A 21,734-nucleotide genomic window follows, 5' to 3' on the forward strand; every position below is an offset into this window, starting at 1 on the left:
GTCAGCCAAGTTCGTCATCGTGTAGTTAATCGGACTGCTTAGTAAGTACTGGCAGTAATCCAGTTTGGTGAAGCTCATGCCTCTAGTTTATGTCTGTCTCTGCGTAAGTCCTGTCAAGTTTTTTATCTCTAGCTTAAGAACCTAGCTTCAGAAGACAGGTACGAAAGCTAGATGCCTGCTCCATTGAGAAACTCTTCAATCATCAAGTCAGAGTTGGCTTTTTCACTTGGCACCCCTACTTCGCTTGAGGCAGGAAGTGAAGGAGCAGACGCTTGCAACTGCTCGATCTGTTGTTCTAAGAATTTAACTCGCTCAAACAATAGCTGAATTACTTCCGCTTCCACATCTCGTAAGCCGCTATTGCCTGGTATTCCCGCACTTGTGCGATCTTGAGGAATTACCCGCCCAGGAATACCCACGACAGTACTGTAGCTAGGAACATTTCGCAGCACCACTGAGCCTGCGCCAATCCGGGTGTGATGGCCAATTTGGATATTACCTAACACCTTGGCTCCCGCGCCCACCACAACATGGTCTCCTACCGTTGGGTGCCGCTTCCCGGTTTCCTTGCCCGTTCCACCTAAGGTAACTCCTTGATAAATCAAGGCATAGTCGCCCACTATGGCTGTTTCCCCAATCACCACTCCCATCCCGTGGTCGATAAAGACTCCTTTGCCAATCTCGGCTCCCGGATGGATTTCGATTCCAGTTAGAAAACGGCTGAGTTGAGAAATGAGTCGAGGTACCAAAGGCACTTTCAGACCATGTAACCAGTGGGCTAAGCGATGGAACTGTAGGGCTTGCAGTCCAGGGTAGCAAAATAAGATTTCCAGCCAATTCCGGGCCGCTGGATCTCGCTCGTAAATTGTCCGAAAATCCGCTAACACCATAGTTGCTCGACCTCTCAAAAGCTTAGGTATTTTTCGCTGGAGACTAGGAACCAGCTAAACTCGCATAAAATATACGGTAACTCTATCAAGTTATAGTATTTTAGATCAATGGCATCCTATCATGCCTTGCAGTTATAGAGCGAGCTGGCCTAGAAAACCAGTAATTGTAGAGAGTGATTGTGGAGAGCGATCGCCTTTACTTTTCCACCGAACAACCGTCATTCCTCAGATTTAGCTTCTGTAGAATGAAAAATTCCTGACTTTATTTAGAGCTTGTATTTAGCGATACAACATTCAGCTAGATAGAGCACTTCTATAGAAGAAATATATTGACTCAATCGTTTTGTTTATCGATACCAAGCGTTCGCAGATTGGTTTGTTAGCGGAATTGCTTGAAAGCTATACATTTGCGGTTTTCCTGTCAGTAAATTTAACTGAGTTCGCAGCTTGAACTACCTGCTTGAACTTTGGTTTTGCCTATGGCATTGTCTTAATCAATCACTAACTACAAAAAGCCTATCGATTAACCGTAGTTTAAAGGTATACTGCCTAAGATTCTACTGGAGAGGGTCCTGTTAGTGCCTACATTCATCGCTCTGGGGCAGTCGGCAATCAAGTGCAGCAGGTAAGCTCCTGTACTTATAGGGCCACTGAATCATTGCTCAAAACTTAGTTCTTGCTGTGAATTATGGACTCAATTGTTCGGAGAAGTGCTGTTTCCTGCTTAATTACAGTGTCCTTACTGTTTAGTAGTGGCTGTTCCAAAGAAGTTACTAATAGTTTGGGTGCTGATACAGGAAAAAAAGTAGTTCGTATTTCTATTGGCACTCAAGATCAAACCATCAATACAGTGACAGGCGGCTCGGTAATTCGTGAAGGAAAACTGCTAGAGAAATACTTACCTAAAACCGGAAAGTACGCCAATACAGAATACAAAATTGAGTGGTCCAGCTATACTTCTGCGCCACCTCTCACCAACAAAATGTTGGCGAACCAAATTGATATTGGGATGATGGCAGACTTCCCTTCTACCATTAACATCACTACATTTCAAAAGAAGGGAAATGGGGTCAAAACTAAATACATTGCTACCCTCGCTTACAGTCCCAACGGCGCGGGTAACGCGGTAGTGGTCCCCAAAGACAGCCCTTACAAAACGCTGCAAGATCTGAAGGGTAAGACGATTTCTGTACCATTCGGTTCTTCGGCCCACGGCATGATCCTGAAGTCACTCAAAGATGCAGGAATTGACCCACAAAAAGATGTCACGCTAGTCAGTCAGTCGCCAGAGGTGGGAGGTAGCAGCTTACAAAAAAGCCAGATTGATGCCCATGCGGACTTTGTGCCTTACGGCGAGTTGTTTCCATTTCGCGGTTTCGCCCGCAAGATTTTGGATGGTGCCCAAGCAGGCACACCCACTTTTCACGGGGTAGTGGTGCGTTCAGATTTTGCTGAAGCCAACCCAGAAATTGTGGTGGCGTATCTGAAGGCGGTGCTGGAAGCAAACAAACTCTTCCGCGAGCAGCCAGAAGTTGTAGCTAGCAACATTCAGAAATGGTCTGGGATTGAAAAAGAAGTGGTTTACATGTTTCTGGGGCCTTCTGGCATTCAGAAGCTTGATCCCAGAATTCAGTCTTACCAGTTGACAGCGCTCAAAAATAGCGTCACCACCCTCAAGCAAATTGGCAAATTAGATGCCAGCGTCAATCCAGATGATGTCGCAACTTGGGCGGATGACAGCTATCTGAAACAGGCAACTAAAGAACTGGGCGTGAGTGAGGCGGAACTTGGCACTCTTGCTGATCAGAATGTGATCGGTGGTAAAGATGCGCTGACCCAAGAGCCGATTACAGAGCCTAAGTTAGCCGCTCAAGTCTGGGTCAAAGGTGAAGATAAGGTGATTAACTTTGCTTCGATCAAAAACATGGTGACGGCATTGGACAAACTCAAAAAAGAGGGCAAAACCCCCAGCGTTATTTTTGTCCACGATCGCACCAATGGCTGGAAGTTGTTTGCCGAAAAGTCCTTCTACGTGCAGAACGGTGATGAAGTAGCGGCTTTCCTGTTAGAACCCGATGCCCAAGCCTTTGCCGAGAAAGCAGGAACTAAGGTCGCTGATTTTAACGGCCTACAGACGCTCTATGCTCAAAGTGCTCAGCCCGCCGCGATCGCTGCTAAGTAAATCGTATTTATCCTGAAACATCACACTTTGTCTATTTTGGGTATTGCCTGAGTTCCTTTCACGGAAAGATGTCGCATGTCTAGCTCCTCTTCTTCTAAGCGTTCTAGCAAAACTACCTGGCTCAGCAGCTTAAGTGGCTTTGTAAGCCAACTGCGAAGCCAATCTCAACGTAGTCAGCGGTCTGCCCGTTTGCCCTTCCCTACAGGTAAAGTACTCAGGCAATGCCTTTCTCTGGTTCTCTTTTTTGGGATTTGGCAATTGCTCTGTATGGCGAAGTTTAATTTCTTTGTCAGCTTTGAATTTTTGCCATCTCCATTAGAAGTCTTTCACGCGACTGTGGAATTCTTCACGGGCAACGCAATGGTACATATTCAGGCCAGCGCAATTCGAGTGTTAGTTGGCTTCAGTGTTGCCACTATATTAGGGGTGAGCTTAGGGATCTTGATCGGCTGGTTTCAAAAACTAGAAGATTTAATCTTTCTGCCTCTAGAAATCCTGCGGCCCATCCCAGCCGTTGCCTGGATTCCCTTAGCAATTTTGATGTTTCCTACGTCCGAAGCAGGGATGATCTACATCACCTTTTTAGGAGCCTTCTTCCCTATCCTCATTAGTACAATTCGGGGGGTGGAGGGAACCGATGTGATTTTGCTCCGAGTGGGGCAATGTCTAGGAGCTAAGCAGTGGCATATCTTTAAGGATATTGTGGTCCCTGGTGCCATGCCTTGTATTGCTAGCGGTCTGGTGATTGGCATGGGGAATTCCTGGTTTTGTTTAGTAACGGCTGAAATCTTGGCAGGCCGCTACGGTGTGGGTTATATCACTTGGGAGTCTTATGTCACTTCTAACTATCCCCCCATTGTCATGGGTATGTTGTTGATTGGTTTGATGGGATTGTTTAGTACTTACTTAGTCGATCGCTTGACTGGCTTACTCATGCCCTGGCGAATCACTCAGAAACAACGAACTTAGCTTCATAGCGCTAGGGATTGCTAATGAATTCGTGAGTGTGAAGAGATAGCAAAACTATGACAAAGTTAGTAGAAAGAACGAGCAAGCCTTCGGTCAAAGGGCTAGTAGAAGTTGAGCAGTTGTCAGTTTCCTTCAAGCGTCGGGGACATCATATTCCGGTTCTAGAATCGATCGATTTAAAGATTAATCCTGGCGAATTTGTCTGTTTACTCGGCCCCTCTGGTTGTGGCAAGTCTACAATCTTAAACTCTATTGCTGGCTTCATTCGACCTAATCGAGGCTATATCTCGGTTGATCAACGCTTAGTCGATCAACCTGGAGCCGACCGAGGCTTTGTCTTTCAGCAATATTCGCTATTACCTTGGAAGACAACCCTTCAGAATATTGAATTTGGCTTAAAGATTCGCGGTTTATCGAAGACGGAACGCGAAGCCCTGGTACATGAATATCTAAACCGAGTGGGGCTTTATAAGCATCGCCATTCTTATCCCCACCAGTTATCCGGTGGAATGCAGCAAAGAGCCAGTATTGTGCGAGCCTTAGTGAATTCTCCTTCTGTGTTGCTGATGGATGAACCATTTGCAGCACTGGATGCCCAAACTCGACATATGATGCAGGAGCTATTGCTCAGCATTTGGAGCGACTTAAAGACAACTGTTATTTTCGTAACTCATGACATTGAAGAAGCCATTTTTCTAAGCGATCGCATCTTTGTCATGGGTGTAAATCCAGGCCGTATTAAGACTACCTTGACGGTGCCATTACCTCGCCCTCGCCACACTGATGACATCTTATCTCCCGAATTTGTGCAACTCAACCGTCAGATCTTTGATCTGATTCGAGAAGAAACGTTGAAGAGTATGGATATTTAGAAGGAGGAAGGTAGTTTAGAGCTGAGCTTTGGCGGTTTGGAGGAGGTCTGATTGAACCCATTGGTTGAGATCGATCGCTTTTAGGCTCTCATTCCCTGGAATCAAGCTGAGTTGCGCGATGTGTTGAGCGATCCAATCAGGTCGAATGGTCATTTCTGAAAAGAAACGTCCTGGTTGTTGCTTCTGGAAGGTACTGCTGAGCAGTTGCACAATGATTTCGGCATTAAGTTGGGTCCAACGACTAATCAAGGGTAAAGCCGCAGAGGTGTTAGCGCACCAATATTGAGCCGCTTGCAAGGCTTTCAAGTAAGCAATCACGATCTCTGGATGTTGTTCTGCTAGAACTTCGCTCACTACGACAGCATGAAACGCCGGGAGACCGCTTAAGTCATCGTCCAATAGATAACGGAACTTACCTTGCTGGCAAGCGATCGCGTGGAAGGGAGCAAAGTGAGCATAACCATCGGCGAGTTTGGTTGGGTGTTGGAAAGGACGATTTAAGTTCGCTTGATCGAGTGCGGCAATGGTTACGTCTGATAAAAGGTTGGCCGTTTGGAGCGATCGCATCACCATGCCGTGAGCGGAGGAACTGAAGGGAACCGCAATCACTCGCCCCCGCAAATCTTCTACACTCTGCAATTTAGATTCATGCGGCACAATCACAGCATTGCAAGAGCCATCTGGATTAGCTGAGACAAAACTGACCAAGCGAGTTTTAGAGACTGGATGAGGAGAGTCTGAGGGAGGCGTGGCACTGAGCAGGGAAGGATAATCACCCAATAAGCCAACATCTAGTTGCCCTGACTGTAACCCTTGAATAATGGGGGCACCCAGAGAGAAATCTTGCCACTGAATTTGATATTGAGTAGAACTGTAGCGACCGCTCCTGGGTAAGAAATGTTCTAGCAAGCCCAAGCGCTGAATTACTAAACCTCCTGTCACTGTGGGAATCGTGGCATTCTGTATCCCAATTCGAATGGTGATCGTTTCAGGGTGGTGAGTTTGATGAGATCGCGTAATTAAACTGGGCGATCGCAGGCGCACTGAGGGTTCAGTTGCAGGAGACGCAGCCGTTAACTCAGAGGTAGAAGTTTGAGCGGGTTGAACGAGAGCCACAAACTTTTGGATCGGATTTAAGCTTGGAGATTTACGGCTAGGGCGATCGCTGGGTGGTATAACTGACTGACTTAAGCGCTGGGGTAGCAACAAAAATACATTTCCTGGTAAAGGAAATTCTTGAAGCGGAATGCTCGTCAAAATACGGGATTGCCGCTCAGATTTGAATTCTAAATCTGAAGCAAATCCCACATAGTTTCCTTGGGTTAAATAAGTCCGTACCAAGCTTAAAGTGTCAACGGTTTCCATTTGAGAAAAGTCAGCGAGCGATCGCCCCAATTCGATTAGCCGAGATTCCAAAACTAGTCGATTTGCAGAACTAGCAGGTAGTACCACCCATTTTTGCTTTTGCAACTCCTTTAAACTTAACCATTTCTGTTTGGTTAGAGGATGGTTTGTTGCCACGATCAAAGCATAGTGAATGGGGGCGATCGCTGTAGCTGAAATTTCAGCGAAATCACCCAAATCAATTTCTGAAACACCTAGATCAATTTGGTTGCTCGTTAAAGCTCGATGCAGACTTTCGGCTGAGTCAAACACAACACACTGAGTTTGAATATCAGGATACTGCTGACGATAGTGAAAGAGTACCTCTGGGAGCCAGTTTTCCGCGATTGCAGTAGTGCAGCCAACCTTTAGTTGACCTAATTTTCCTTGTTTAATTTCCTCAATCGTCTTGAGTAGATGGTTCTCTAGATCAATCAGCTTTTGGCCTTCGTTATATAGAAATTGACCCACTTCTGTAAGCTGAACCTTGCGACCTAAACGATGAAACAGTGAAGTGCCAATTTCTGACTCTAAAGATTTAATTTTGGCACTCACCGCAGGCTGAGTTAAGTTCAGAGTATCTGCCGCCTCAGTAAAACTTAAATATCGAGCAACTTCCAGAAAAACTCGAACTTGATAAACCTCCACAGCCCCACAACCCTTATTTGAAATTTTCTTGATTTTGCCAATATCAAAGTATTCTATCAGTCAATAAAAGATGTGGATAGAGAAACAGTGATTCTTGCTTCAAAATAAAAGTATGAGTTTAGTGTCTTCATTGTTCGAGATTCAGTAAGATCTAGCCTTTAAAGTTATTCTTGCTGACAAGTTTTTACTACTGAAGTAATAGATTATCGCTACTAGAGGGATAGGTTGAGTGGATACTCAATGGCTGAAGACGGATGTTCTAGTGATTGGCGGCGGTACGGCGGGAACAATGGCTGCGATCAAGGCCAAGCAAGCCAACCCCGAAGGAGATGTGTTAGTCCTGGAAAAGGCTAACATCCGTCGTAGCGGGGCGATCGCGATGGGAATGGACGGCGTCAATACCGCCGTGATTCCGGGTCACTCTACACCTGAGCAATATGTGCGAGAAGTTACGATCGCCAATGATGGCATTCTCGATCAGCGAGCGGTTTACCAAACGGGCAAACTCGGTTACGAAACAATTCAAGAACTAGAAAGCTGGGGCGTTAAGTTTCAAAAGGATGCTCAAGGCAACTACGACTTGAAGCAAGTGCATCGGGTGGGCAAATATGTGTTGCCGATGCCTGAAGGAAAAGACTTAAAGACGATTTTGGCTCGCCAAGTCAAGCGTCACAAGGCCAGAGTCACCAATCGCGTCATGGCTACGCGGATTTTAGTCAAAGACGGTCGGGCGATCGGAGCCGTTGGGTTTGATGTCCGCAATGGTGATTTTGTGGTGATTCAAGCCAAGGCTGTCATTCTCTGTACTGGAGCTTGTGGGCGCTTGGGCTTACCTGCTTCTGGTTATCTCTACGGCACTTACGAGAACCCTACCAATGCAGGAGATGGCTACTCAATGGCCTACCATGCAGGTGCCGAGCTATCTAACATCGAATGTTTTCAGATCAATCCTTTGATGAAGGATTACAACGGCCCCGCCTGCGCTTATGTAGCTAGTCCGTTTGGGGCTTATACCGCCAATGCAGAGGGACATCGCTTCATTAGCTGCGACTACTGGAGCGGCCAAATGATGTTAGAAGTTTGGAAAGAGCTGAACTCTGGCAAGGGTCCGGTGCAATTGAAGATGACTCATCTAGATGAGGATACAATTTCTGAAATTGAATCGGTTCTCTGGGCGAATGAGCGTCCTAGCCGAGGGAGATTTCACGAGGGGCGAGGTGAAAACTACCGCACCCACGGAGTCGAAATGAACATCTCCGAGATTGGTCTGTGCAGCGGCCATAGTGCTTCTGGGGTCCGGGTGAATGAAAAAGCTGAAACCACGGTACCTGGGCTTTATGCGGCGGGAGACATGGCGAGTGTGCCTCACAACTATATGATTGGAGCCTTTGTCTTTGGTCACTTGGCAGGTACCAACGCCGTGGAATACGGCCAAGATTTAGAGCATGTTGAGCCTGATCAAGAGTTTCTGGAAGCCGAGAGACAGCGCATCTACGCTCCTTTAAGCCGCCCCGACGGTATCCCGCATACGCAAGTAGAGTTTAAGCTACGCCGCTTGGTGAATGATTATCTGCAACCTCCGAAAGTAGATCACAAAATGGAGATTGGCCTCAGACATTTTGTGCGTTATCACGAAGCCCTAGACCAAATGGGAGCCCGCGATCCCCATGAACTAATGCGCTGTATGGAGGTTCATTTTATCCGCGACTGTGCGGAGATGGCGGCAAGAGCTTCTTTGTATCGTCGAGAAAGCCGCTGGGGTCTGTATCACTATCGCGTAGATTGCCCAGAGAAGAACAATGAAGAGTGGTTCTGCCATGTCATTGTGCAGCAAGATGAGACAGGGGAGATGAATCTGTTCAAGCGGCCTGTAGAACCTTATGTAGTGCAGGTGGATTTGGAACGAGAAGTTTATGATGTGGCGGTTCGTTGAAACCGATCCTCGGGGCACTCGCCCCCAAACCCCCGTTGAGGGACGGTTGCATCCCTCAAACTCCCTCCAAAAAGGGTTCGACAGCGTAGGTGAAGCATAGAAAAGGTAGGCTACTTAAGAGTTGTAGCAACAAATAGAGAAATGGAATGTAAGTTTGGAGAATATATATGGCGTTAGCGACACAACGGGTAGATGTGCCTGTGATTGTGGATGAGTCGAAGTGCTTGGAAAAGTGTACAGCTTGCATTGAGGTTTGCCCGTTGGATGTCTTGGCGAAAAACCCTGAAACAGGGAAAGCCTACATGAAATATGACGAGTGTTGGTTCTGCTTACCTTGCGAGAAGGAGTGCCCCACCAATGCGATCACTGTGAAAATTCCATTCTTGTTAAGGTAAGGAAGAGAGATGTCTGTAGAGACGAATCAAGAGCTAGAGCCGTGGTTGGAGATGTTGCGATCGCCTGAGGTAAGCGATCGCTTAGTTGCTGTCAAAACTCTGCAACATTTAGGAGATGAGGCAGCGCTCACGCCTCTCATGACCGCGTTGCAAGATGAAAGTTCTGTGGTGCAAAAGTTGGCAGTAACGGCGCTTTGGGAATTAGCTAATCCAGCTGCAGTGCCAGCATTAATCGGTTGTTTGGATTCTCCTGATGAGGAAATTCGCGAGGAAGCACAATCAGCTTTAGGTGAACTAGTCTCTCCTGATCACCTACTATTGTTGCTTGATGCTTTGCAGCAGGAGAATACTCACTTACAGTTTCATGGGCTGGTGCTGCTGCGCAAAATTCATGATGTGCAGTCTCTCCCTTATGTGTTGCCATTTTTTGCGGCTGAGCTGCCAGAATTACGGGAGGCGGCAATTACGACCTTGCGCTATCTAAACCAAGTCGATCGCTGCCAGCCTGCTTTGGCACTCCTACAAGATGCATCAGAAACGGTACGACGAGCGGCGGCTTTGACCTTAGGGCATTTAACCGATGCAGAAGTGGTGCCTCTGTTGAGTCAAGCTCTGACAACGGATGCTGATTGGCAAGTACGCCGGAATGCAGCTAAGTCTCTTGCAATTCATGCAGCACCAGCCGCCATCCCGACGCTTCAGCAAGCCCTGAGTGATGATCACTGGCAGGTACGAAAGGCTGTGGCTCAAGCACTTCAGCGGACACCTGATGAGCAGGTCATGCCTGACTTGGTCCGAGCTTTAGCCGATGAATATTCTGATGTGCGGCGAGAAGCGGCGATCGCTCTGGGCAACTTATTGCATCCTGCGGCCATCAATCCCTTGAAACAGGCACTAGATGATCCTGACAGAGATGTGTGCATCTACGCCCAACGAGCTATCCAAAAAATTCAGAACTCCCTCAACGCGACTCCTAATGTCTAGCCACTCTTCTCCTTTTCGTTCTCCTAGTCTCGCCGAAGCACCCCCTGAAGCTGCTCCTGATCCATCATTGCTAGCACGTCAATCAGAGGTAGTGGCTCGCCTCAAACAGGTAGTAGAACCTGTTTTACAGAATGACATTGTCAGCTTGGGTATGGTGCGCAATCTCCGCATTGTGGAGGATTATGTTTATCTGCGGCTGTATGTTGGGACTCATCAACAGAAACTAGAAGCCGAAGTGCGATCGCGCTTGTCTGATTTGACTTGGTGCAAAAAGCTCTATATTCAGCTTTGCACGATTCCAGGTGTTAAGACCACGTTGGCGATTTCTAGCGGCAAAGGAGGTGTGGGTAAATCAACAGTGTCGGTAAATTTGGCAGCAGCACTGGCCCAACAAGGAGCGAAGGTTGGAATTTTGGATGCTGATGTCTACGGTCCTAATATTCCGCAGATGTTGGGGCTAAACCAGACAGAAGTACAGATTGTGGAGACTCCAGCAGGGCAGCGATTTATCCCTCTAGAAGCCCACGGCATCAAAGTAATGTCAGTAGGGCTATTAGCAGAACCCGATCATCCCTTGGCTTGGCGCGGGCCTGTGCTCCACAAAATTATTACCCAATTTATCCAAGAGGTAGAGTGGGGCGAGTTAGATTATTTATTGATCGATCTCCCCCCTGGCACTGGAGATGCCCAAATCACAATTATTCAGGAGAGCCCAATTCGGGGTGTCTTGTTGGTTACGACTCCCCAGCAAGTTGCAGTTGCGGATGTCCGCCGGAGTATCCATATGTTTCGACGTGTGGGAGTTCCGGTGCTGGGCATTATCGAGAATATGAGTTATCTGGTTTGTGGTAGTTGTGGCGATCGCACTCCCATTTTTGGCAGTGGCGGCGGCCAGCAGTTAGCAACTGAGTTGCAAGCGCCTTTACTCGGAGAAATACCGATCGCGGCTCCTATCTGTCAAGGCGGAGATGCAGGCCAACCGATTGCGATCGCAGACCCCAACGCCTTGGCGAGTCAGGTATTTCAACAGATTGCAGCTGGCATTCACCAAACTTTCCAACTTCCGGGGATGGGTAACTAATGGGGAACGGTAGCTGTGGGAGTTGTGTCTACTTCTACAACTCTCCTCTTACCCCAAGACTCACAGCATGTCTCGTTGGTTCCAATTCTGGCTCTCTCTCAGCGTCCTCACGATCACCATTGCCGAAAGTCTTGCGCTCCCTAGCTACCAGGCGATCGCTCAACTGCCTCCAGTCGCAGCCTGCAATTTGGCAGCGCCACAGGACAATGAAGTTTTAACACTTCTGGATCAAGCCCGCATTGAGTTAGACAACAAAAACATAGAAGCTGCAACTCGCTACTTGCAAGCAGCCTTCCCTAATGCCCTCCAACTGAGCAATGCTCGCAAAGCGGAACTGATTCAGCAATGGCTTTTAGATCCCTACGAAGGACATTCGATTTCACGGTTACAGCGGTTGATGCAGCAAGCGGAGGGGCAAAAGTCATCTGCTTCCATACAGCCACTGCTAGACCAACTCTTGCAGCTCACCAACCGCCTCACTGCTAGCCATAGTTTTGTCAAAACCAGAGCTTTAGCCGCGATCGCCCATCATTATGTAACGCTGGGTCAACCTCAACAGGCAAAATTGGCACTCAGCCAAGCACAGCAGGCAGCCCGCTCGATTCAAGGCCCCATTTTTACAGCCCAAGCCCTTACGGATGTATCAGCAGGCTATGCGACGCTGAGTTCAGGCAGTGCTGCCAGTAAAAACCAAGCCCAAACGGCTCAGGCAGTCTTAGCTCAAGTTGAGCAAGCGATGAAGCAGATTCCACTCAACACGTCTGAGTCTTTGCAAGCCGCACTTTGGCCTCGATTAGCAGCCATCTACGCTCAGATTGGCGACTATGCGAAAGCCAATCAAGCCGTTGCTAGATTGCCTAAAAATTCTGAGTCCCAATCTTTTGCTCAGCGTGGCGTGGTAGAAGCTTACATTGCCGCTCAAAACCTCAGCACCGCCGAACAACTGACTCAAGCGATCGCCACGCCTGTACAAAAAGGATTGGCTCTGGGAAAACTCGCCGCTGGTTATAGCCAAGCGAAGCAACCTCAAAAAGCAACTCAACTGCTACGCCAAGCGGTGCAACTCGCACAATCGCCCACGGTGGCACGCGATTCGATTGCCCAGGAAGCCTTGCTAAAAGCGCTCGTAGAATCCTATTTGCAAATAGGACAGCGAGATGAAGCTTTCCAGTTAGCCAAAACTGCGCTGAAAGGGTCTCAGACTGAAGCCATCAGAGCGGTGGCGATCGCCTACGCTCAAGCTGGGCAAACCAACTCAGTGCGGCAACTGTTATCTGAGCGACTGCGTACCATTCAAGCGATGCCACCAAGTTGGGATCGGCAGTTGGTGTCACCGAGCTTGCTGCAACTGGTGATGGATACGCAACAGTTTGACTGGGTTCGTCAGGAATGGCCTCGCCTTGCCGCCCTGGATTACGGTCTACAAGATGATCGGGTAGTAAAAATGGCCACTGCTTATGCCCAGGCAGGACAGCACCGTCAAGCCCTTCAGTGGGCGAAGCAGCTCCCCATCAGCGATCGCCCTTTATTACAGGTTAAGCTAATGACCGCGATCGCCCGTGAGGCTCACCGTCAAGGTGAAACCCAATGGGCGAATGAGTTGCTCCAGCAAACTTTACAAAGTCTCGACCCATTGCTGCAAGCCTACGACGAGCGAATTAAACGCGAAGGAGGCGATCTCCTCGAACGCGAGCGCTTCAAACCCCAATCTTTAGCGCTGATTGCCCTCGTCTACGCTCAGAGCAACCAAGCAGAACCTACTCGCAGATTGCTCCAGCAAGTCAGCCAACTGGATGTCAATATGAGCGATCCAGCGATCGCACCTCCAGACCCCAATCCCTTCGCCCTCTTTATGGCAACCGAGCAATATGTCGGCGCTTTACAATTGGCTCAAGCGACTAAAAACCCAGAAATTCGGGTTGCCCGATTACAAAGCAGTGCTACTGCATTACTGAAACAGAATCGGTTTGATTTGGTGTTGCCAGTGGTAGATCAAATCATCGCTGCCGATCGCAAAACTCAAATGCTGCTGGCGATCGCCCAACGCTACGGTGAACTTCAACAAGTAGACAAAGCCTTGCCAATTCTGGCGCAAGCCTTCCGTGTAGCCCAAACCATTCCTGGAGAGGAATCTCGGGTGGATCGCTTCGGAACCGATGGCGCAACTGTCATTGAGGCATCCGATGACCGGGGCAGCCTGATAGAAGCGATCGCAGTGCAGTATGCTCGCTTCCAGCAACCCACCCAAGCCCTGAAAGTTGCTAACACACTGCAAGCCAAGCAAACTCGCGAGCAAGCGCTCCAAGCTGTAAAGTGTGCTTCTAGTCTCAAGGTTTGATCCAACTTGTAACCATCGTGCTGTATTACTTTGCCCCACCACTGCTTAGAAATCGGGTTAGAGCGATCGCGAAGCTACAAACAGCAGAGTGCGCTCAAATTCCAGTGCTGCGCCTCAGACCAGAAGTTGATATTGCCCAGACTGCCTAATCTCAGCAATCAGTCGTTAGCTGGAAAATTGATGGACTTAAGAATTGCTTAAATCTCCCTATGTATCAATACTTTCATCCGTTTAAGTGTTCACAATAAAGGTGAAGTAATGGGACGAAGGGATCTACGTGAACGGGGACGAGTTTATTGAACAGATTCACGATGTGCAGCAACGAGTAGCAGAACTCCAAGAGGATGCTACCCAACTGCCATCGCTGCAAAAAAGCCGATTGACAGAATCCCTGGAGAGGCTGACCGCAGCTTTAAGAGATTTGCAAGTTGCTGAGGAAGCCATTCGGCTGCTGCTGTCTGCTGTACAGCAATCGCGCGACTCCATCATCATTACCACGGCCCATGTCGATCCGCCAGGGCCAGAAATCGTTTACGTTAATCCAGCCTTCAGCGAGATGACTGGCTATGCCAGCGAGGAAGTGCTTGGCAAAACTCCCCGGTTACTCCAAGGCCCTGATACCGATCGCGAGCTGCTTCGAGACTTACGCCAGCATTTGATTGATGGAGAACCTTTTCACGGTGAGGCAATCAACTACCGAAAGGATGGAACCGAATATTATGTAGAGTGGAACCTCACGCCGATTCGGGATGTGCAGCAAACCATTACCCACTTTGTCGCAATTCAACGAGATATTAGCGATCGCAAACGCTTAGAGCAAGAACGAGAGCATTTATTACAGCAAGAGCAAGCTGCGCGGAATGAAGCAGAAGCAGCGAATCGGACCAAGGATGAATTTTTGGCGATGCTCTCTCATGAACTAAGAACTCCCCTGACACCCATTTTGGGTTGGGCTAAGATGTTGAGAACTAAGCAGCTGTCAGAAGCCAAGCGACAAGAGGCGTTAGATGCGATCGAGCAAAGTGCGAAACGCCAATCTCAAGTCGTAGACGACCTGCTCGATCTCTCTCGGATTGTCCAAGGTAAATTAACTCTCAATCTCACTTCAGTATCATTGGCAACCCCCATTACTGCGGCGTTAGAAACGGTGCGTTTGTCTGCGGAAGCAAAATCTATTCGCATACAGACAAAACTAGATCCAACGGTTGAGCCAGCCATTGGTGATACAGGCAGACTGCAACAAGTGTTTTGGAATCTGCTTTCAAATGCCATTAAATTCACCCCTTACAAAGGTCACATTCAGTTAGAACTGAAGCAAGTTGAGCAATATGCTCAAATCACGATTACCGATAGTGGGCAGGGAATTCATCCGGAGTTCTTACCGTTTGTATTTAATCGGTTTCGTCAGCAAGACAGCTCAATTACACGGCAATTTGGTGGCTTGGGGCTGGGCCTGTCCATCTCGCGGCAGTTGGTAGAAGCGCATGGGGGCACCATTACAGTCAACAGCGCTGGAGAAGGCAAAGGGGCAACTTTTACAGTGCGGCTTCCCCTCATACCGCACACTTCCCCAACGGAGGTTCCTAACTCATCAACCGACCGAGCGCAGAGTTTGGCAGGCACCCAGGTTTTGGTCATAGATGATGAACCTTTTACGCTAAAGTTCATCACTTTTGCTCTAGAAGAAGCAGGTGCAGCCGTTACTGCTGTCACTTCTGGGCAAGCAGCGCTGCAAGCCCTGAGCCAATCTAATTTTGATGTATTGCTGAGTGATATTGGGATGCAGGAGATGGATGGCTATGCTTTAATTCGGCAGATTCGTTCTTCTCGGCCAAATCGAGATCTGCCAGCGATCGCACTCACCGCTTATGCGACTGAAGACAACTGCCAAAAAGTATTGTCGGCTGGCTTTCAACAACATTTGGCTAAACCCGTTGAGCCAGAAGCTTTGATTGCAGCGATCGCACTAGCCTTGGAACAAACGTCAACTCTATCGCGGAATAGTTAGGACTGTCTTGAGAATATCTTTGGGGGAATCTTAAAGCGATCGCCTGAGGTAGGATACTTGGCGACTGAAGAAGTATGAGCTCCCAAGGTTAGAATTAGCAGTAGACGGTTAACACCATGAGAAGTACCTATGTTCGGCCATGACATCATTGTGATTGGTACATCGGCGGGTGGGCTGAAGGCACTAAGCAAAATTGTGGGTAACCTACCTGCTGACCTCAATGCTGTCATCTTTATTGTTCAACATATTGCCCCAGATAAGCCTAGTTTGCTGCCAAGCATCCTAGAAGATGTTTGTGATTTTCCAGTTACGCACCCTCAAGATGGGGAGAAGTTTCAAAAAGGGCAAATTTATATTGCCCCACCTGATCATCATTTGTTGGTGTATCAAGGGCAAATGCGAGTGGTGCGAGGGCCGCAAGAGAATCGATTTAGACCCGCGATCGATGCTTTGTTCCGCTCAGCGGCGCGTGCCTATGGCCCTAGAGTTGTAGGCGTGGTGCTCACAGGCTATCTGGATGATGGCACTGTAGGTCTCCAAGCAGTTAAAAAGCGGGGCGGAGTTGCTATAGTGCAAGATCCTCACGAGGCACAGTATTCTAGCATGCCTAACAGCGCCTTGAGGTATGCCTCAGTAGACCACTGCCTATGCTTGGCGGAGATTGCAGAATTATTGGTGTCTTTGACGAAGGAACCCGCAGCGGAGGAGAAAACGTACCCAGTCACTCAAGAAATAGAGTTTGAATCTAATATTGCTGAACAGCAGATGAATACGCAGCAGTTTCTAGAGAATGTTGAGAAGATTGGCCAGCGTACAACCTATAGCTGTCCTGAGTGTAACGGCAGTATTTGGCAAATTGGGGATGGGGATTTACTGCGGTTTCGCTGCCATATAGGACACGCTTTTACAGCGAATATCTTTCTGTCTGAGCAGACTAAGAATATAGAGAATACTTTATGGTCAGCTGTGCGAGCTTTGGAGGAGAAAGTGACGCTCTCACGCCAAATGGCTCAACGGATGAAAAATATCAATCTGTCTACCGTAGCAACAAAATACGAAAATAACGCACAAAAAATAGATGAAGAGGTGTCAGCGCTGCGGAACTTGATTCTTACGGGCTTTGCCACAAAACAAAATATATTCTTCAAAGATGAGGAGTTAGAGGAGGGGCTGTAACCGTGCGATCGCCCTCTATCCTTCAGGCCTCTCCCTAAATCCCTCTCCGTTTGGAAAGGGGTTATGAATTCTTATCTAACCCTCGCGCTAGAGATACTTTGTTGGTTGGAGATGTCTAATAGGAGAGCACAAAAGGAAAGTTGGCGATCGCCAGGTTAGCCGAATGGATTGAAACTCATGTTGTTAATTGGCACCAGTGGTTGGGTCTATAAACATTGGATGGGATTGTTCTACCCAGCGCAGATGCCTGGTGAGCAGCAGTTACCTTTCTATGCAGAGCAATTTCCTAGCGTAGAAGTCAATTTCTCCTTTTATCGCTTACCAGAGCGATCGGTGTTTGAGCATTGGCGGGCGCAAACTCCGGATAAGTTTCTATTTGCCGTTAAGGGTAGCCGCTATCTCACTCACATGAAGAGGCTGAAAGACCCTGAAGAGCCCTTAGAGCGACTAATGGAGCGAGCTAGCGGTCTGCAAGAAAAGCTGGGGCCGATTTTGTTCCAGTTTCCTCACACCTGGCATCTCAACCTCGATCGCCTGCAACCATTTTTAGACTTGCTCCAGAATTATCCGCAACAGCAGTACACATTAGAGTTTCGCCATACTAGTTGGCTGATTCCAGAAGTTTACCAACGATTAGAGAAGTCACGAGTAGCGCTGTGTCTCCCTGTTAGTCCCACTGTTCCCTTAGACATTTGCCTCACTGCTCCCTGGACCTACATTCGGATGCACTCTGGTCAGGAGGGTACAGGTTACAGCGATGCGGAATTGCTAACTTGGGCGGCCCAAATTCGTTCGTTCTTGGCGCAAGACATCAATGTTTATGTCTACTTCAATAACGATCCAGAAGGCCACGCCATCCGCGATGCCCAACGCCTCAAAACATTGATTGATTCCGATGCCAAACAATGAGCGATCGCCCTACGTATCTATTCCCCTTCCCTGCGGGGGAAGGGGCTAGGGGTTAGACCTAGGTTCTTTGGCAAAGATACCGATCGATCGCGTCATCTAGAGATGGCAGCAAGATTCCCCGTTCACTGCTAAGGGCGCTGTAAACGGGTCGAGAAGCAGCCCAGCCTAAATCTTTAGTAGGACGAGCTTCGATCACTGCGGTATCTAATCCAGCCAGATTCGCCACAGTCTGAGCGAGTTCGGACCAAGCGATCGCGCCTGAGTTCGCCAAGTGCCAAATACCGCATTCTCCATCAATCAGAAGATCTAGCGTGTTATTGACGAGATCAGGGACATAGGTGGGGGATACTACTGCATCTTCCGCTGCGATAAAGGGCTGACCGGAAGCTAGAGTGCGCAGGGCGATCGCGAGAAAGTTATGTTCATCCCAAGGACCGAAAAAGGCGCTAGTGCGAATCACCAAGGAACAGGGATGGTTGGCAAGTACCCGTTGTTCGGCGATCGCTTTGCTACGTCCATATACATTTAGAGGTGCCACTTCACAGCTTTCGACATAAGGTTCCGCTCGGTTGCCGTCGAACACCAAATCCGAAGAGAAGGTGACGAAGGCAGCTCCATGATTTGCACAGGTCTCCGCTAAAATTGCCGCTCCATCTGTATTAATGAACCGACATAGGTCTGGTTCTCGTTCTGCATCATCAACCCGAACATAGCCTGCTGTATTGACCACCGCCCAAGGTTTTAGCTCTGCGATGACGCGATCGACAGAATCTGGATTGGTGATGTCCATATCCTGACGAGACAGCAATTGGTAAGGAATGCCACGGACTTCACAAAGGCGGGCAAAAGCTTTTCCGAGCGTCCCAGTTGCACCCGTGATCAAAAGCGGTGGCGTTGAGGCAGCAGAAGTTTGGGCACCTCCCAACGCTTGGCTTCCAACGCCTGGCTTCCAATGCTTGGCTTCTGACTCTTGCTTATTGGCTCCAGGCTCCTGATTCTTACCTTCTAGCTGCTGGTCTCCTGGTTCTCCGGTGTAGTTCACAGGCGGATACAGTAAACGTTCTGGGCGTTGCCACCAACCGGGAACAGCGAGCAAAGGATGATGAAATTCGTTGCCTTCAGCTAGCTGACGTAGCATCTGAGCTAAGGCAGTAGGCCGAGGCTGAGGTGATCTGAGGTCAAATACACCGGGTTCGTAGTAGCCGTCCGATCGCGTCAGCAGGCTATTCCAGTCGTAGGCTCCTAGCAACGACCAAGCAGTAACAGCTCGGATATCTACACCATCGGTTCGCAGTTGTTGGGCTGCTTCCCAGATCTCCTTGAGCCAGCGCAACTGTTCTTCTCTGGTGCATCCCAAATGTACTTCTGTCACCGCGATCGGCAGCTGGTAGCGCTCCCAGACTTCTTTGAGTAGGGTCTGGGCATCGCAAATTCCTTCTACACAAACCCGGACCGCTTCTACATCGGCATACTGATGCTTGCCGTTGCCCCCGTGAGTATGAGCAGGATAACGTTCTAGCCGCTCATCTAGAAAGCGATCGCTCGTGAGATAGCGGTTGATGCCCATAATGTCCGGTGCGCAAGGATGATCAAGAAACCAAGTGAGTTCAGCTTCGCCAATCCCAACTAGCTCTCGGAGATACTCCCAAAGAGGATGCTCGCGATCGACTCGACCGCAGAGTAGATCAAGACTGAGCCAACGGCGATTGTTCTCGAATTCTGCTTGGTAAGCCAGCAAAGGAGTGCTGAAGATCTTGCCTAAATCTTCGGTCTGTACCAGTTGGGCGCTTGGATTAATTTGCCGAATCGCTTGCATCGAAAGCACAACGGCACGGCATTGATTGAGTAATGCCTGGATAAAAGCCAACCCATCCCGCTTGTGAGGATACCAGTGGCCGTAGAGAGCACTGAAGCGAGCTGTGGTCAGGGGTTCATTCACCGGAGTGTAATGAGTGATCCAGGGATAGCGAGTTGCTACCGCATGAGCAAATTCCGCTAGCTTTTCCGGAAAAGCGGGATCAAGCAAGTTGGTATCTCTAGGACCGCTACCATGATGCACAAGCCCCAGAATGGGCCGAATGCCCAAATCATCCAATCGTTCTAATCGCTGGTCTAACCAAGACCAATCTGCTTGCGCTAATCCATTGGGAGCAATTCGTTCCCAGAGGGCAGGATAGCGGATGGCTGTAATGCCTAAAGAATCGAATAGATCTAGATCTTCGATCCGATTAAGGTGACCGTTGCGCTCTAGTTGATCAAAGTATTGGTCGCCGATACGATTTACGGTGCATTCAATACCAGCCCACAATTCCAGGTTAGCAGCTGAATTTGCGCTATTGGCTACTGAGTTACTAGACGCAACATTAACTGGAGAAGACTGCTCCTCACTCCTCGTATTGGCTATCATGCTTGTTTATTCTGGGTCATGCTAAAAAGTGCATTAAAGGTCAATTAGCAGGTGGATCTTTCGTTGATGACTGATGAAAGATCCACCGCTAAAGTAGGCGTTCTAGTCTGCTTTAGTAGATAAGGATTTGCTGGAGCCATTCTTCTCTATGTTTTTAGCAGGAGATGAATTGGCAGCATGGGTGAGAGAAGTTTGATCCAAGTTGATTTCGGATCTGCGATCGCTGCTAGGAGATTTAGCCGATACGCGAGCGGCAACGCTTTCTTCGGGGTGCCAACTGGGTCGCTCTGTGATTTTGGCGTAGACGGATAGGGCTTGAGCGACTACTTGATCCATGTTGTAGTACTTGTAGGTAGCCAATCGTCCGACAAAATGTACTCCAGGTGTCGAGTCGGCTAGCGCTTTGTACTGCTTGTAAAGTTCAGCATTCTCAGGGCGAGGCACGGGGTAGTAAGGATCTCCCTCAGCCTTGGGATATTCATACACTAGGCTGGTCTTGGTATGCTCCTGACCCGTGAGATATTTGAACTCAGTAACACGGGTGTAGAGATGTTCGTTGGGATAGTTGACCACCGCTGCGGGCTGATGCACAGATTCATTTAGCGTCTCATGCTTGAAGTCGAGCGATCGGTAAGGTAGCTTCCCGTAGCGATAATCGAAGAACTCATCCACGGGGCCAGAGTAGATCATTTCCTTGAAAGGAATCATCTTTTGGATTTCCCGGTAGTCCACATTCAACATCACTTTGATGTTGGGGTGAGACAGCATGTTTTCAAACATGCGAGTGAAGCCGTGCAAGGGCATTGCTTGGTAGGTATCGGTAAAGTAGCGATCGTCTCTATTGGTGCGAGTCGGAACGCGAGCTGTGACCGACTTATCGAGTTCCGAGGGATCGATGCCCCATTGCTTGATCGTGTAGTTGCGGAAGAACTTCTCGTACAGTTCCCGTCCTACTTTGCTAACTACTACATCTTCGGAGGTGCGGATAGATTCTTTAGGTTCCGCAACTGAGGCAAAGAAATCATTCAGTTCAAAGGAAGTGAGATTTAAGCCATACAGCTTGTTAATAGTGTCCAAGTTGATGGGCATGGGCACCAATTGACCATCAACACTAGCTAGAACTCGGTGTTCGTAACGCCGCCACTCGGTGAAGTTGGACAGATACTCAAAGACATCACGCGAGTTGGTGTGAAAGATGTGAGGGCCGTACTTGTGTACTAGAATGCCCGCATCGTTGTAATGGTCGTAAGCATTGCCACCAATATGATTACGGCGATCGCAAACCAATACCTTTTTGCCTAACTGGCTTGCCAAGCGCTCCGCCAGAACGCTACCTGAGAATCCTGCACCCACAATTAGGTAGTCGAACATTGAAGTACCTCTCTTTTAGTAAATGGTTGGAGCTTTCGTTGCCATCTTTGGCATCGCTGAAAGCTCTAGTTTCGGTGTCTGAGCCATTCATCTTCACAGTGCCTGTGGGCACCTATGACTCATCACCGCAGGTTTGTAAATGTCTGTATTTGTCTTATGTCTTAAATCGCTGGTATCTAGTCATCTAA

17 protein-coding genes are annotated in these 21,734 nt (G+C 48.6%); 13 read left to right on the plus strand and 4 right to left on the minus strand.

The genetic code is table 11. The features are described 5' to 3' along the window. Positions 1-167 precede the first annotated feature (167 nt). Positions 168-890: a serine O-acetyltransferase gene (gene cysE, locus H6F90_RS24850; RefSeq protein ID WP_190554758.1), complete on the minus strand. Its 723-nt coding sequence runs from the start codon at positions 888-890 to the stop codon at positions 168-170. A 688-nt stretch (positions 891-1,578) separates the two neighbouring features. Between cysE and H6F90_RS24855 the strand changes: the two genes are divergently transcribed. The 3 genes from H6F90_RS24855 to H6F90_RS24865 all read left to right on the plus strand — a co-directional run bounded on the left by H6F90_RS24855 (position 1,579) and on the right by H6F90_RS24865 (position 4,913). After that, on the plus strand, positions 1,579-3,072 hold the full coding sequence (locus H6F90_RS24855) for an ABC transporter substrate-binding protein (protein WP_190554759.1): 1,494 nt from the start codon (positions 1,579-1,581) through the stop codon (positions 3,070-3,072). A 75-nt stretch (positions 3,073-3,147) separates the two neighbouring features. After that, complete coding sequence (locus H6F90_RS24860) at positions 3,148-4,041, plus strand: ABC transporter permease (protein WP_190554760.1); 894 nt, start codon at positions 3,148-3,150, stop codon at positions 4,039-4,041. Between the two features lie 56 nt (positions 4,042-4,097). Continuing rightward, the gene (locus tag H6F90_RS24865) at positions 4,098-4,913 is read left to right on the plus strand and encodes an ABC transporter ATP-binding protein (RefSeq protein ID WP_190554761.1); all 816 of its coding nucleotides are present in this window, start codon (positions 4,098-4,100) and stop codon (positions 4,911-4,913) included. A 15-nt stretch (positions 4,914-4,928) separates the two neighbouring features. On the opposite strand, the gene H6F90_RS24870 is transcribed toward H6F90_RS24865, so the two are convergent. Further along, positions 4,929-6,944, minus strand: coding sequence for a LysR substrate-binding domain-containing protein (locus H6F90_RS24870; RefSeq protein ID WP_190554762.1), 2,016 nt, complete (start codon positions 6,942-6,944; stop codon positions 4,929-4,931). Positions 6,945-7,173: 229 nt separating this feature from the next. On the opposite strand from H6F90_RS24870, the gene H6F90_RS24875 reads away from it, so the two are divergent. The 9 genes from H6F90_RS24875 (at position 7,174) to H6F90_RS24915 (ending at position 17,768) form a co-directional block, all read left to right on the plus strand. Beyond that, entirely contained in the window at positions 7,174-8,877 is a 1,704-nt protein-coding gene (locus H6F90_RS24875) for a fumarate reductase/succinate dehydrogenase flavoprotein subunit (RefSeq protein WP_190554763.1), read from the plus strand. Between the two features lie 167 nt (positions 8,878-9,044). Further along, positions 9,045-9,272 carry a ferredoxin family protein gene (locus H6F90_RS24880; protein WP_190554764.1) on the plus strand — a complete coding sequence of 76 codons (228 nt, stop codon included), beginning with the start codon at positions 9,045-9,047 and terminating at the stop codon, positions 9,270-9,272. A gap of 9 nt (positions 9,273-9,281) precedes the next feature. Next, entirely contained in the window at positions 9,282-10,256 is a 975-nt protein-coding gene (locus H6F90_RS24885) for a HEAT repeat domain-containing protein (RefSeq protein ID WP_190554765.1), read from the plus strand. Then, positions 10,249-11,337, plus strand: coding sequence for an Mrp/NBP35 family ATP-binding protein (locus H6F90_RS24890; RefSeq protein WP_190554766.1), 1,089 nt, complete (start codon positions 10,249-10,251; stop codon positions 11,335-11,337). Before H6F90_RS24885 ends, H6F90_RS24890 begins: the two co-directional genes overlap by 8 nt. Positions 11,338-11,404: 67 nt before the next feature. Beyond that, positions 11,405-13,675 carry a lipopolysaccharide assembly protein LapB gene (locus tag H6F90_RS24895; protein ID WP_190554767.1) on the plus strand — a complete coding sequence of 757 codons (2,271 nt, stop codon included), beginning with the start codon at positions 11,405-11,407 and terminating at the stop codon, positions 13,673-13,675. Further along, positions 13,672-13,824, plus strand: coding sequence for a hypothetical protein (locus tag H6F90_RS24900; protein ID WP_190554768.1), 153 nt, complete (start codon positions 13,672-13,674; stop codon positions 13,822-13,824). The genes H6F90_RS24895 and H6F90_RS24900 overlap by 4 nt, the downstream gene beginning before the upstream one ends. Before the next feature lie 128 nt (positions 13,825-13,952). Continuing rightward, the gene (locus tag H6F90_RS24905) at positions 13,953-15,683 is read left to right on the plus strand and encodes an ATP-binding protein (protein WP_190554769.1); all 1,731 of its coding nucleotides are present in this window, start codon (positions 13,953-13,955) and stop codon (positions 15,681-15,683) included. Positions 15,684-15,812: 129 nt separating this feature from the next. Beyond that, entirely contained in the window at positions 15,813-16,859 is a 1,047-nt protein-coding gene (locus H6F90_RS24910; RefSeq protein WP_190554770.1) for a chemotaxis protein CheB, read from the plus strand. 177 nt (positions 16,860-17,036) lie between these two features. Continuing rightward, entirely contained in the window at positions 17,037-17,768 is a 732-nt protein-coding gene (locus tag H6F90_RS24915; protein ID WP_190554771.1) for a DUF72 domain-containing protein, read from the plus strand. Positions 17,769-17,826: 58 nt separating this feature from the next. Here H6F90_RS24915 and H6F90_RS24920 read toward each other — a convergent pair whose 3' ends face one another. Next, entirely contained in the window at positions 17,827-20,175 is a 2,349-nt protein-coding gene (locus H6F90_RS24920; protein ID WP_190554772.1) for a family 1 glycosylhydrolase, read from the minus strand. 102 nt (positions 20,176-20,277) lie between these two features. After that, the gene (gene glf / locus H6F90_RS24925) at positions 20,278-21,546 is read right to left on the minus strand and encodes a UDP-galactopyranose mutase (RefSeq protein ID WP_190441643.1); all 1,269 of its coding nucleotides are present in this window, start codon (positions 21,544-21,546) and stop codon (positions 20,278-20,280) included. On the opposite strand from glf, the gene H6F90_RS24930 reads away from it, so the two are divergent. After that, positions 21,546-21,734, plus strand: a complete 189-nt coding sequence (locus H6F90_RS24930) for a hypothetical protein (RefSeq protein WP_190554773.1) — start codon at positions 21,546-21,548, stop codon at positions 21,732-21,734. The two genes, glf and H6F90_RS24930, sit on opposite strands and share 1 nt — an antisense overlap.

This window comes from Trichocoleus sp. FACHB-591, assembly GCF_014695845.1.
GTDB lineage: Bacteria > Cyanobacteriota > Cyanobacteriia > FACHB-46 > FACHB-46 > Trichocoleus.

What these genes read in the sequence shown, in the direction of transcription:
- H6F90_RS24880 (WP_190554764.1), top strand. Translation starts at nt 9,045, where the DNA reads ATGGCGTTAGCGACACAACGGGTAGATGTGCCTGTGATTGTGGATGAG.
- H6F90_RS24910 (WP_190554770.1), top strand. Translation starts at nt 15,813, where the DNA reads ATGTTCGGCCATGACATCATTGTGATTGGTACATCGGCGGGTGGGCTG.
- H6F90_RS24895 (WP_190554767.1), top strand. Translation starts at nt 11,405, where the DNA reads ATGTCTCGTTGGTTCCAATTCTGGCTCTCTCTCAGCGTCCTCACGATC.
- H6F90_RS24915 (WP_190554771.1), top strand. Translation starts at nt 17,037, where the DNA reads ATGTTGTTAATTGGCACCAGTGGTTGGGTCTATAAACATTGGATGGGA.
- H6F90_RS24885 (WP_190554765.1), top strand. Translation starts at nt 9,282, where the DNA reads ATGTCTGTAGAGACGAATCAAGAGCTAGAGCCGTGGTTGGAGATGTTG.
- glf (WP_190441643.1), bottom strand. Translation starts at nt 21,546, where the DNA reads ATGTTCGACTACCTAATTGTGGGTGCAGGATTCTCAGGTAGCGTTCTG.
- cysE (WP_190554758.1), bottom strand. Translation starts at nt 890, where the DNA reads ATGGTGTTAGCGGATTTTCGGACAATTTACGAGCGAGATCCAGCGGCC.
- H6F90_RS24920 (WP_190554772.1), bottom strand. Translation starts at nt 20,175, where the DNA reads ATGATAGCCAATACGAGGAGTGAGGAGCAGTCTTCTCCAGTTAATGTT.
- H6F90_RS24890 (WP_190554766.1), top strand. Translation starts at nt 10,249, where the DNA reads ATGTCTAGCCACTCTTCTCCTTTTCGTTCTCCTAGTCTCGCCGAAGCA.
- H6F90_RS24860 (WP_190554760.1), top strand. Translation starts at nt 3,148, where the DNA reads ATGTCTAGCTCCTCTTCTTCTAAGCGTTCTAGCAAAACTACCTGGCTC.
- H6F90_RS24865 (WP_190554761.1), top strand. Translation starts at nt 4,098, where the DNA reads ATGACAAAGTTAGTAGAAAGAACGAGCAAGCCTTCGGTCAAAGGGCTA.
- H6F90_RS24855 (WP_190554759.1), top strand. Translation starts at nt 1,579, where the DNA reads ATGGACTCAATTGTTCGGAGAAGTGCTGTTTCCTGCTTAATTACAGTG.